At 69.3% G+C, this 11563-nt stretch carries 12 protein-coding genes; 1 reads left to right on the top strand and 11 read right to left on the bottom strand.

The genetic code is table 11. The annotated features are described in order from the left end of the window. The 4 genes from FL311_RS35520 to FL311_RS35505 form a co-directional block, all read right to left on the bottom strand. On the bottom strand, nt 1-1023 hold a 1023-nt coding region (locus FL311_RS35520; protein WP_141332130.1), incomplete at its 3' end, for an AMP-binding protein. A gap of 44 nt (nt 1024-1067) precedes the next feature. Then, the gene (locus tag FL311_RS35515; RefSeq protein ID WP_141332129.1) at nt 1068-1346 is read right to left on the bottom strand and encodes a phosphopantetheine-binding protein; all 279 of its coding nucleotides are present in this window, start codon (nt 1344-1346) and stop codon (nt 1068-1070) included. Further along, the gene (locus FL311_RS35510; RefSeq protein WP_141332128.1) at nt 1339-1914 is read right to left on the bottom strand and encodes an isoprenylcysteine carboxyl methyltransferase family protein; all 576 of its coding nucleotides are present in this window, start codon (nt 1912-1914) and stop codon (nt 1339-1341) included. The genes FL311_RS35515 and FL311_RS35510 overlap by 8 nt, the downstream gene beginning before the upstream one ends. After that, a complete protein-coding gene (locus FL311_RS35505; RefSeq protein ID WP_141332127.1) occupies nt 1908-2993 on the bottom strand; it encodes a type III polyketide synthase in 1086 nt (361 codons plus the stop codon). The genes FL311_RS35510 and FL311_RS35505 overlap by 7 nt, the downstream gene beginning before the upstream one ends. 263 nt (nt 2994-3256) lie before the next feature. Here FL311_RS35505 and FL311_RS35500 point away from each other — a divergent pair, with 263 nt between their 5' ends. Next, a complete protein-coding gene (locus FL311_RS35500; RefSeq protein WP_141332126.1) occupies nt 3257-4378 on the top strand; it encodes a TonB family protein in 1122 nt (373 codons plus the stop codon). A gap of 135 nt (nt 4379-4513) precedes the next feature. Here FL311_RS35500 and FL311_RS35495 read toward each other — a convergent pair whose 3' ends face one another. The 7 genes from FL311_RS35495 to FL311_RS44415 all read right to left on the bottom strand — a co-directional run. Next, nucleotides 4514-5956 carry an MXAN_6640 family putative metalloprotease gene (locus tag FL311_RS35495; RefSeq protein WP_228557300.1) on the bottom strand — a complete coding sequence of 481 codons (1443 nt, stop codon included), beginning with the start codon at nt 5954-5956 and terminating at the stop codon, nt 4514-4516. 44 nt (nt 5957-6000) lie between these two features. After that, nucleotides 6001-6867 carry an HmuY family protein gene (locus FL311_RS35490; protein WP_141332124.1) on the bottom strand — a complete coding sequence of 289 codons (867 nt, stop codon included), beginning with the start codon at nt 6865-6867 and terminating at the stop codon, nt 6001-6003. A gap of 266 nt (nt 6868-7133) precedes the next feature. After that, complete coding sequence (glgC, locus tag FL311_RS35485) at nt 7134-8381, bottom strand: glucose-1-phosphate adenylyltransferase (protein WP_141332123.1); 1248 nt, start codon at nt 8379-8381, stop codon at nt 7134-7136. Nucleotides 8382-8489: 108 nt separating this feature from the next. Beyond that, complete coding sequence (locus FL311_RS35480; RefSeq protein WP_141332122.1) at nt 8490-8819, bottom strand: hypothetical protein; 330 nt, start codon at nt 8817-8819, stop codon at nt 8490-8492. Then, on the bottom strand, nt 8765-9079 hold the full coding sequence (locus FL311_RS35475) for a hypothetical protein (protein ID WP_141332121.1): 315 nt from the start codon (nt 9077-9079) through the stop codon (nt 8765-8767). The genes FL311_RS35480 and FL311_RS35475 overlap by 55 nt, the downstream gene beginning before the upstream one ends. Nucleotides 9080-9602: 523 nt before the next feature. Then, complete coding sequence (locus tag FL311_RS35470; RefSeq protein WP_141332120.1) at nt 9603-10070, bottom strand: NUDIX hydrolase; 468 nt, start codon at nt 10068-10070, stop codon at nt 9603-9605. Continuing rightward, the coding region (locus FL311_RS44415; RefSeq protein WP_194869494.1) for a DUF2380 domain-containing protein at nt 10067-11563 on the bottom strand (1497 nt) is incomplete at its 5' end. The genes FL311_RS35470 and FL311_RS44415, both read right to left, overlap by 4 nt.

Genomic DNA, 11563 nt, shown 5'->3' with positions numbered 1-11563 from the left:
GCTCGCGAGCAGCCCCGGGTCCACGCCCAGCGAGCGCGGCCCCCGGCCCTCCGGAGGGAACGTCACTGCCAGCGACGCCTCGGACAGCCCGTACACCGGCCGCAGCGCGCGCGCGGAGAAGCCCCACCGCTCGAAGCGCTCCACGAAGCGCTGCAGCGTCTCCGAGGACACCGGCTCCGCGCCGTTGAGCGCGTGCTTCCACGACGACAGGTCCACGCCCTCCAGCTCCGCGTCCTTCACCCGCTTCAAGCACAGGCCATACGCGAAGTTCGGCGCCGGCGAGATGAAGCCCCGATGCCGGGACACCGCGCGCAGCCACAGCGCGGGGCGCGCCAGGAAGGCCTCGGGCGGAAGCAGCACCAGGTGTCCCGGATAGTGCAGCGCCGAGAGCAGGCAGCCGATGAGCCCCATGTCGTGGTACAGCGGCAGCCAGCTCACGCCCACCCGGGGACTGTCGGGCGGCACCGGCATCGCCACCTCCAGCGCCCTCAACTGCGCCAGCAGCGCCCCGTGCGTCAGCGCCACCGGCTTGGGGTCCACCGTGGAGCCGGAGGAGAACTGGATGAGGCCCAGCGCATCCGCGCCCACCGCCACCTCGCGCCCTTCGTCGTCGCGCGATACGTCCTCCACCGTGTGACAGCCCAGGCGGGGACGGGACTTCTCCACGCTCGGGCCCAACAGCAGCCGCACCCGCGAGTCCGTCAGCACCAGGCACGCCTCCGTCACCTGGAGCATCCGCGCCGTCGTCCGGTGGTACTCCTCCAGCCGCCCCAGCCGCACCGGCGGATACAGCGGCACCGGCACCGCGCCTGCGAGCAGCGCGCCGAAGTAGGCATCCATGAAGGCCGGCGAGGTAGGCAAGAGCAGCGCCACCCGCTCGCCCTCGCGCACGCCCAGGCGCGACAGCCCCGCCGCCGTGCGCCGCGCGCGTCGGTACACCTCCGCCCAGGACAGCGAGGTCTCCTTCTCGGCCGCGTCCACGAACGTCAGCCGGAAGTCCGTTTCGGCCGTCGACGCGATCATCGCGTTCACCGTGGGGAACCGCACCGCGGGCAGCGTGGGTCCCCTCACGAACGGACCTCCGTCGCCACGCGCGCGGTGGACAGCACGCGCCGCTCCACCAGCTTCGTCAGGTCCCCCACCGTGCGCACCCCCTGCGCGTCCTCCTCCGACAAGCGGATGCGGAAGCGGTTCTCCAGCCCCACCGCCAGCACCGTCAGCCCCAGGCTGTCGAGCTGCAGGTCCTTGAGGAGGTCGAGCCCGGGCTCCACCTCGCCCTTCCACTCCAGCTCCTCGGCGGCGATGCGACGAATCTCCGCCAGGACCTCCAGTTCGAGCTCAGCCACGGGGCACCTCCGGAAGGAAACGGGGACGATGGGAGAACGCCTTCGCGTACACGTCCCCCAGGGCCGCTTCCTCCGCGCGGATGCGCACGAAGAGCAGCCCCAGGTTCCCCACCGAGAAGCACACCGCCGTCCACCACGCGCCATGGATGAGCGGCACACACGCCAGCTCCAGCACCACCGCGACGTAGTTGGGGTGGCGCAGGAAGCGGTACGGCCCCCCCTCCACGGGGGGCAGGCCCGGCACGACGATGATGCGCGAGTTCCACCGCGAGCCCAGCGTGGAGATGGCCCAGTAGCGAAGCCCCTGCGCCACCAGCGCACCGCCGAGCGCCACCCAGCCCAGCACGCCCGGGAAGGGCCGGTGCAGGAGGAACACCTCCGCCACGCACGCGACGAGGAACAGCGTGTGGAAGACCACCATGAAGCGGTAGTGACGCTGCCCCGTCTCCACCCCTCCCCGCGCGAAGGCCCACGCCGCGTTGCGCTTGGAGAGCACCAACTCCACGAGCCGCTCCAGCACGAGCGCGCCCATGTACCCGAGGAACACCCCCTGCGTGAGCGTCACCATCGCAAGAGCACCATCTCCGCGCAGAAGCCCGGCCCCATCGCCATCATCAGACCCCAGTCCCCCGGCTTCGCGTCCGCCTTCTCCAGCGTCTCGCCCAGCACGAAGAGCACCGACGAGGAGGACAGGTTGCCCACCTCGCGCAGCGACGCCCACGAGCGCGTGAGCGCCTCCTGCGGCAGCTCCAGGGCCTGCTCGAAGGACTCGAGCACCTTGGGCCCGCCGGTATGCGCCACCCAGTGACGGATGTCATCGCGCTTCAAGCCGTGGCTCGCGAGGAAGGCGTCCACGTTGCCGCGGATGTGGTCCTTGACCAGGTGGGGCACCTTCGCGGACAGCACGACCTTGAAGCCCGAGTCCACCACGTCCCAGCCCATGGTGCGCTCGGTGTCCGGGTAGAAGACGGAGCGCGAGGCCACCACGCGGGGACCTCGGGCGCCGGGGGCCTGGGCGCCTCGGAGCACCGCGCACGCGGCGCCGTCGCCGAAGAGGCCGGAGGCGATGATGTTGGGGATGGACAGGTCCTCGCGCTGCAGCGTCAGCGAGCACAGCTCCGCGGACACCAGCAGCGCGGTGTGCGTGGGGAAGGCGCGCAAGTAGTCGGCGGCGCGTGCCATGCCGGCCGCGCCCGCGACGCAGCCGAGCCCGAAGATGGGCGTGCGCTTGAAGTCCTCGCGGAAGCGCAGCCGGTTGGCGAGCCGCGCCTCGACGCTGGGGGTGGAGATGCCCGTCACGGTGACGAAGAAGACGTGGTCCACGTCCGTGGGCGTCAGCTCCGCCTGCTCGAGCGTCTTGCGCACCACCGACTCACTGAGGGTGGTGGCCTCGCGAATCCAGGCGTCGTTGCGTTGCTGGAAGGTGACGAGCTCGCGGTACGCGTCGATGGGGAGCGCCAGGTAGCGGCCTCCGACCTGGACGGCGCGGTGCAGGTCCTCCAGGCGCTCCAGGTTGAAGTGGCGCGTGGCCCACAGCTCACGGAAGGCGGCGATGAGCTGTTCCTGCGAGACGTAGTGAGGCGGGAGGGCTCTTCCCACGGAGCGGATGAAGGGCGAGCTGCTGTCCTGGCCGGTTGCGCTGTGCATGAAGGTCTCGGGTCCGTGCGGCGCTCAGGGGTACGCTTAGCCGGAAACGCGTGGAGGACGCGACACCTGTCCCCCCGACTGAACGAGTCCCGACGCCGCGGCGCCTTTCAGTGTCACACGGTAGACGGCGGGCCCTCGCGCGTGAAGGCACCGGACTCCCCGTGTCGCGCGGAGGACAGCGGACCGCGTGCGCCGGGACGACCTTCGACACGCCTTGGGCACACCTTTATGCGCGAGGGCGGGTCACGCTAGCGTGCGGCGCGATGAGATTCGCAACCGTCGTCCTGGGCGCCGTGCTCCTGGGGCTCACCGCGTGTGGTCATTCGCGTCCGCTTCCCACCCTGCCCGCGAGCCACGGACAGCTCTCCTGGGACATGGACCAGTACCTGAACCCGCGCCCCTACAGCCCCCCCGTGTACCTGGGGGTGCTCGCCCCGCGTCGCGACACAGGCCCGAGCGTCAGCGTGACCGCCGAGGAGGCTCCCGCCATCTTCGCGGAGGCCACGCGAGTCCTCGCGGGCAAACCCACCGAGGAGCAGGTCAGACAAGCCCAGGCGGACCTCCGTGCCGCCTGCGTCCTGGCGGACCTGCATCAGGCCTGCGACTTCCTGAGCGAGGAGTTCGAGCCGCCCGTGGGCTACTCGCGAGTGGTGCACGAGTTTCCCCATGAGGTCTATCGCGAGAAGACCCTCGCGATGGTCATCGTCGGGTTCATCGTCGGAACGAACGGGCGACCGCGGGACATCCGACTCGTGGAGTCCGCGACCGACGCTCTCGACCAGGCCGTGCTGAGGACCGTGGCGAGCATGCGCTTCTACCCGGCGACCCTCGCGGGCCATCCCATCGAGGGCTACTACACCGTCAAGCGGGACACCGTCACTTCGGAGATGGACCTCACGCCGGAGCAGGAGCTCGCGTGGGGCATCGCACGTGTGAAGTCCTTCCCCAACAGCATCGATGCCTGGGGCCATCTGGCGCGGGCCATGGCGAGAGACCGCGCCGAGGCCCCAGGCTACGAAGAGGCGCTGCGCGGACTGAATCAGCTCAGCCCCGAGTACTGGTGGAGCGCGACGGAGCTTGCATGGCTCTACGCGAGGGCCGGGCGTCACGAGGAGGCGGCCCCGCTCGCGCTCATCGGGCGCAGGCGGGCACGTGACAACGCCTATGCGCTGGAGACGAGCGCCCTTGTCGCCTTCCACCAGGGCCGCTGCCAGGAGGCCATCCAGGAGCAGCAGGAGGCCGTCGCGAAGCTGCCCGCCGAGTGGCCTCGTGAGGAGCAGGAGCGTTTCCAGCGCACGCTCACCGAGTACCAGGGGCAGTGCGCGACAGGGGCCGCGCCCACGTCACCCGAGGCGCCCGGCGTGGAGGCGTCGACGGGCCCCTGACGCGGGAGTCTTCAGCGAGGCCCGAGACGGACCTCGGAGTCATCATGGACAGGTGGCCCGAGACCACCGCGAGGGACGCCGTTCCCGGTGGAGGGCGCCCCTCACGAGCCCCGAGCCTGGGGTGACTCACCGCCGCTACGACCGCCTTCGCCGTCCCACCCCCACGAGCACCAGCGCTGCCCAGCCCAGCGCACCCGGCGCGGCCGCGCAGCCACTGTCGTCGTCATCGTCGGGAGTCTGGGGCACCTCGGGCTCCGGCTCCGGCTCCGGTGTCACCTCGACACACGGCGCGCCAGACGTCTCCCCCGTGAGGCACAGCGTGCCGTAGCGGCCCGTGCCGTCGTGGCGACCGTCCACCACCGCGATGATGACCCGGCTCGCATCCGACGCCGTCACGTTCGCGGACAGCGTCCCCGGCCCATCCACGCGCGTCACCCGCAGGACCGCGGTGTCCGTCACCGCCGCCACCAACAGGTGCTGCTGCGACGAGTTCGCGACGTCCCGAGGCACATACCGCGCCCACACCCGCTCCGAGCCACCCGGCACCTCGAAGTAGCGCGCCGACGCCGTCGTCAGCCGCACGTCCGCCTCCTGATAGGGCAGCGCCTTCACGGCCGGCTTGAGCCCCTCGTAACCGCCGCCCCGCGCGTAGCCCTGTGACGCATTCGCTCGCGCGCCCGTGGACAGGTTCCACGTCGAGAACTCCGTGAACGCGGCGTCGAAGCTCAGGCTCCAGTCGCGATTCAGGAGGCGGTCGACCAACACCGGCCACCGCGCCTCCGGCGAAGTGACGCTCTCCTCCCACAGGCGCAGGATGGCCGCGTCACCGACGCGCTCGCCCAGGTACTGGAAGAACAGGCTCGCGCCATAGCTGAAGGACACCGCCGGCCCCGTGGGGTCCTGCACCAGACTGGAGTCCGTGCGCGACAGGTACGACGCGGAGAAGTGCTCCAGGTCATCCAGCGACGCGTCGAACCGCTCGCTCGCCCACACCGCCGTGCCCTCCGTCACCACGCCGCCCATGCCCGTCCTGTACGCGGACTGCACCGCATGGAAGAACTCGTGGCTGGCGAGGATGTCCACCGCCGTCTCGTACGAGGGATAGTTGTACCCCGCGAAGTCGTTCTCCTGGAGCATGTGCCCCACGCACCGCAGGCCCGACTCCGTCTCGCAGTCGTCCAGCCGGAACGCCCCGTCCGCGACGCCGGCGAAGTCCACCAGGTACACGTCGAACAGGCCGTCCCCGCCGTTGTCCGCCACCGCCGCGTCGCTGCCCGGCAACACGAAGCCCAGGCTCACGTAGAAGTCCGCGACGCGCTCATACGCGCGCCCGACGACCTCGACGGCGTCGGGCACGCCACTGCCATCGGCGTCCCCCGCCGGCACCGCGTTGAGCCCGACGCGGGAGAAGTGGATGCGGAAGCGCCCCTTCGGGGACACCACCGACTCCACCTGCTCACCCGCGCCGAAGCTCGGCGGCACCGCCAGGGGCGAGGTGGGGCGCGCTCCCGTCTGCTGCCCCTGTCGCCCTGCGGTCAACGTCTCCGGACGCTCGTGCGGCGCCCGCGTCGACTCCACGGGGCCACATCCCAGGGGAAGCAGCAGAAGCCACGCCCCGAGCCTCACGGCAGGAACGCCCACTTGATGCGGATGGAACCCGAGCCGCTCGGCGTCGGCGCCGCGCCCGTCTCGTTGCACGTCTGCTGCGCGGCGGGCTCGTAGTAGCCCATCACCTCCAGCTTCACGTGACGACCATCCGCCAGGCGCACCGCGAACACCTGCCCCGTCATCTGCACGCAGCGCACCGGGTACTCCCAGAACGCGCCCAGCGCCGTCTTGGGACCGTTCAGGCCCGAGTCATCCGGGATGAGCGTGCAGGTGCCCGAGGAGTCGTCCCACCACTTCTCCGTCTCGAACGTCCAGGACGAGTCCACCGCCGCCACCTGCGCGAACGTGGTGCCCTCGGCGACCTTCGCCACCGACACGCACGACGGCCCCGACGTGCCGCTGTTGACGCGCATCGTGTAGCGACGCACCGCGATGTCCCAGTCCTGCGACACCAGCGCCTGGTGGTCGTGAATCTGGACCTGCTCGGCGCCCGTCGCCGTGAACCGCAGGTACGTATAGGACATCGTCGGGTTGAGCCCGCCCGCCGTGGAGTCCACGAACGTCAGGAACTCGCCCGACGTCGTCCCCTCCTCACGCACCACGCCCGTGTTCACCACCGTGCGCAGCGACAGCGTGTCGATGGTCTGCTCGGCGCAGTTCACCGTCGTCGGACCACACACCTGCGGCCCCGCGTCCGGCGTGCCCGAGTCCGGCGTGCCCGCGTCCTCCTGCTGGCCCGCGTCCGGCGTGGGGTTGGGCGTGGGGTCCTTGTCGTCATCTCCGCAGCTCGCCAGCAACGCCAACGACATGACCACGGCGACCAGGACCCACAGGCCCTGCTGTCCGGCGCGCCTCGGCAACGCCTGCTCGGTATGACTCATCTTCGTATCCCTCTTCCCTGAACGGACTGCGTGACGTGCCCACCGGAGCGGGGGCCCCGGCCTTCCTCGTCGAGGGCCCCCTTCACGCGCGCGCACACCGCGCGCCCCGAGGGCTCCACCTCACTCGACAGGGCGGCACCCTACTTGATAACGATTCTCATATTCAATATTGGATTTTGAACCCCGGAAGCCCGGATGAAGACAGGACAAGCCCGCGAAGGCCTCGGGAGGCCTCCTGGGAGGACGGGGAGCGGAGGCGGCGGGGGCTACTCGAAGCGGTAGCCCTTGGGCACCACGACGATGCCGCTATCGGTGACGGTGAAGCCGCGGGCGCGGTCGGCGTCCAGGTCGTAGCCCACCTTCGCGTTGGGGGGCACGCGCACGCCCTTGTCGATGATGGCGTTCTTCACCTGGGCATGCCGGCCGATGTCGACCTCGTCGAAGATGACGGAGCGCTGCACGCTGGCGTAGCTGTTCACGCGCGCGCGGCGGAAGAGGATGCTCTCGCGCACCACGCCGCCGGAGATGATGCAGCCGCCGGCCACCATGGAGTTGAGCGCGCGGCCCACGCGGTCCCCGGACTCGTGGACGAACTTGGCGGGCGGGCTGTACTCGCTGGCGGTGCGCAGCGGCCACTCGGCGTTGAAGATGTCGAACTCCGGGTTCACCGACACCAGGTCCATGGACGCCTCGTGGTACGCGTCCAGCGTGCCCACGTCGCGCCAGTAGGTGTTGGGCCCCGTCTGGCCGGGGATGGGGTTCCTGGCGAAGTCGTACGCGTGGATGTGATAGCCGTCCTTGAGCGCGCGCGGCAGCACGTCCTTGCCGAAGTCGTGCTGCGAGCCCTCCGACTTCGCGTCGATCTCCAGCAGCTCCGCGAGCACCTTGCTGCGGAAGATGTAGTTGCCCATGCTGGCGAGCGCGGTGTCGGGCCGGCCGGGGATGGGCTTGGGGTTCTTGGGCTTCTCCTGGAACTCCGTCACGCGGCCGCGCTCGTCCACCTGCATGACGCCGAAGCGGTGCGCGTCGGCGAGCGGCGTGGGGTACGCGGCGATGGTGATGTCGGCGCGCTGGGCCTCGTGCTGCTCCAGCATGTGCGCCACGTTCATCTTGTAGATGTGGTCGCCGGAGAAGATGGCCAGGTGCTCGGGGCGGTGGTTCTCCACCAGGTGCATGTTCTGGTAGATGGCGTCCGCGGTGCCCCGGTACCAGACGGGCCCCAGCTCCTCGTACAGGTACATCTGCGCGGGGACCAGGGTGATGAAGTAGTCCGACAACAACACCGAGCCGAAGCGCCAGCCGCGCTGGATGTGCTCCGTCAACGACTGCGCCTTGAACTGCGTCAGGACGTAGATGGAGTAGATGCCGGAGTTGATGAAGTTGTTGAGCGCGAAGTCGATGATGCGGAACTTCGAGCCGAAGGGCACCGCCGGCTTCGAGCGTCGCAGCGTCAGCGGCGCCAGCCGGGTTCCCTGGCCTCCGGCCAGCACCATGCCCAGGATTCGCGTGCCCATGTCGAGGTGTTGCCTCCCTGGCGCCGCAGTATAGGGGGCCCAGGGAGGTTGTCCGTTTTCGCGGCGCGCGGGCTCGGGATGTCCGCGTGCGTCAACGCAGGGAGCGGTTCATTGGGGCCGCAGGTGTTGGATGAGCTGCTTGCTGGTGAAGGTCGAGGCGTCGATGTCCGTGATGCCGGTGAGGGTGATGGCGCCCGTCGGGTGGTACGTCAGCTCCCAGGCGGCGGAGTGGTAGGGGCCATACCGTGCCGTCCACAGCCGGGTGCCCGTGGGGGAGTAGAGCCCGAGCACGCCGTCCGTCCCGCCGAACTGCGCGTCCGGCGGGCATGGGCCCTCGCACGAGCCCAGCACGGCGATGCCGAGCGACCCGGTGGCGACGTCCTTCATCCAATCGCCCAGGAGGCCCAGCCAGCGCTCCTCGCCGTCGAGCGAGTACACGCCGAGGTTGCCGCGGCCGTAGAGATTGCCCGCGGGGTCATCCTGGCGGCGAAGCGCATCGTCCCCGTGTAGCTGCCCACCGCGGCCGTCTTCAGGTCCATCACCTCCACGCTGTCGCCCCGTCCGCCGATGGCGCGGTCGAAGACGTACTCGCCATTCGCGTCGAACTTGGCGATGTAGCCCTGGTACGCGGGCGTCTGCAGGAGCCACCGGACGCCGCCGCCCACGTGGCAGTTCTGCCCCACCTGTCGCCGAGCCACACCGCGCCCCGCGAGTCGACAGCCACCGCACGGATGCCCAGCTCGTCACACAGGGCCTTGCGCCACACGAGCGCACCCGAGGAGGAGAACTTCGCCACGAAGGACTGCTTGCCGAGCGGGCCGTCGCCCAGGTCCGTCGATGGCGAGGACTGCCCCGCGACGAGGATGTCGTCCTGCGCGTCCACCACCAGGTCGGCTAACGAGTAGAAGTCCCAGCCGGGCGCGTCCCACGCGAAGGTCTTGCGCCAGAGCTGTTGGCCCAGGGGTCGAGCTTGAGCAGCTCCAGAGTTCGCTCGGAGCCGTTTCGCACGTAGGAGCCCAGCGTGAGCACGTTGCCCGCCTGAAGGGCGGCAGAAAACACCAAGCAGGACACGCTGTTACCCGCTACCGCCCTGATTCGCCCCGGACTCACTTTCCCGCCCTGTTCCGTCCCGCCCCGGTGTGCCATTCCGTTCCACGCTGGAGGGGCACACTGGGAGCACATCATGGCTCCGTCGCTGACTCGCGGCGCTACCTACTCTGGTCAGGCTTCGTCGTCCGGCAGGAGCCTCCGAAGAAGCTCGTCATCAGGACCGAGCGGGCGCCAGCCTGCTGGCGGCGGGTTGGCGCGAAGTGCCGCCCTCGCCAGCTTGCCCCGTTCCTGATGGGTTTCTGGAGTGTACGCGGACCACGAACCGAGCGCCTTAGCCACCTTGAAAACGTTTGAGTCATCCATCACGGCGGGCCACCCGTTGGGAAGGCTCTGCGACAAGAGGCGAACGAGAACATCACGGACGAAGCGGGTGACCCGCTTGTGCTGCTCCGCCTCGTACAGCAGGCCACTCAACAACTGCACCGCAGCAACGTCGTTGCCCAGCTCATCGGCCAGGGCGAATAGCGGCACGGCAGGCCGCGCGTCGGCAAAGGCGGTCAGGGAGTCGAAACCTCGCTCGCGGACCCGTTCGTACAGTCGAGCCTTGATGTTGCCCTGCCAAGCCGCTCCGTCGCTCATCGCCTTCTCCCTGTGACGAAATTCATCGGGATCCGGTAGTCCTTCATTCGATCTGCAACGATGTCCAGGACCGCATTCCGCGTCAACCTGCGTCCAGCTTCGACCTCGGCATCGTTCAGGGCCTTCATGATCAGCCGATTCCACTCGCCGGGCCACGTACGTCCCAGCTTCCAGCTCCCCCCTCCGTGAATCGCCTCGTGGTGGGCCTGCTCCAGCCGGACACAGAACTGGTCGATATCCATGTCGCCCTTGAAGCCGCGCTGCTCGAACCACTCGCGGTGTTCCTTCGGCATGACGTGATGCTTCGGGGCCTCGGACATACCCGCCCCTGCTCTGCCCGTCACCCGCATGCCGCGCACCTCGGGACTGTCCCCCAACGCGTCCTTCACGCCCTCGGACAAGTCCTGGTGCGCCTGGGCCATCATCACCTGCCCACCGTGGATGCGGACCGCTGCGCTCACGACGGGAAGCGAGATGACACCCGCCTGCACCAGCCTTCGCATCATCTCCACCCACTCGGCGGAGACGACGAGCTGGGAGCCCGCCATGACGCCGCCTGAACTCATGACGAGTCCCACACCGAGCGTCGCAGGGGCGGAAGGTGGAAGCCTGGGCATCCCCAGCTTCAGCGTGGAAATCATGGCGAGCATCTCCAACACCTGCGCCGCCACCATGACCTTGCCTCCGGTCTCCATGGCGGCCCTGGCATCCGCAAGCATCATGTTGAACTCGTGCGTCAGCTTCCCCATCAGTTCGGGCATCGCGAGTGTCGCCGCCTCCACTCGCTCAGGGTCGCGAGAGGCGAGGTCCGCGAGCGTGGGCTCCATCAAGCCCTGAACGCGGTGGAGGTCCACGAACAGCTTCTCGTCGCCGCACATCGGGCACTCGCGCAGCAGGACGTCGGAGAGCTGGAGGAAGTCCACCCAAGTCGCGAACAGCAGGGCACCGAACATCGCGGACTGGAGCCGTGGACCCGCCATGCGAAGGAGGGCCAGCTCCATCTCCGAGTCCCCCACCTCCGACGCGCTCCCCGCCAGCACCGTCGCGCTTCCGAGGGCGCCGCGAATCCACGCCACTTCATGGGTGCCGTGGTCGAGATAGCGCGTGAACGCTCCCCCACTGAGAGCCCTGCCACTGAACACGGGAGCGCTCTTCGCGAGTTTCGAGAGCATGGCTTCGGACTCCTTCAGCGAGTCCTTCACCTCGTCGAGGGAGTCAAGGAAGGCTTGCCGCACAGAGGCAGCTTGCGGCCCCCCGCCTCCGACAGCTCCAGATGCGGCGGCAGGTGCTGCCTTCGTTGCCTCACCTCGTGGCCCGACATGACGGAAGAGGCGCTGCCCAGCCCCAGAGCCCGCGAGGGAGTTCGGACTCGACTTTCGCCCTTTTGGGATGGGATGCCCAAGCAGGGGTACGAGAGGAGAGAGGGCTGAGGGTAGGTAAAGAGCGGCCATCGAGACCAGCTGAGAGAGGTGTCGGGCAAGACACGCCTCTTC

Source organism: Myxococcus sp. AB025B (assembly GCF_006518215.1).
Lineage (GTDB): Bacteria > Myxococcota > Myxococcia > Myxococcales > Myxococcaceae > Myxococcus > Myxococcus fulvus.
The sequence above is the reverse complement of the archived record's forward strand: the minus strand, read 5'-3'. Positions and strand labels throughout refer to the sequence as shown.

Excerpts from the sequence above, each read along its gene's own strand:
- FL311_RS35510 (WP_141332128.1), bottom strand. The coding sequence starts at position 1,914 with ATGGTGACGCTCACGCAGGGGGTGTTCCTCGGGTACATGGGCGCGCTC.
- FL311_RS35505 (WP_141332127.1), bottom strand. The coding sequence starts at position 2,993 with ATGCACAGCGCAACCGGCCAGGACAGCAGCTCGCCCTTCATCCGCTCC.
- FL311_RS35500 (WP_141332126.1), top strand. The coding sequence starts at position 3,257 with ATGAGATTCGCAACCGTCGTCCTGGGCGCCGTGCTCCTGGGGCTCACC.
- FL311_RS35490 (WP_141332124.1), bottom strand. The coding sequence starts at position 6,867 with ATGAGTCATACCGAGCAGGCGTTGCCGAGGCGCGCCGGACAGCAGGGC.
- glgC (WP_141332123.1), bottom strand. The coding sequence starts at position 8,381 with ATGGGCACGCGAATCCTGGGCATGGTGCTGGCCGGAGGCCAGGGAACC.
- FL311_RS35470 (WP_141332120.1), bottom strand. The coding sequence starts at position 10,070 with ATGAGCGACGGAGCGGCTTGGCAGGGCAACATCAAGGCTCGACTGTAC.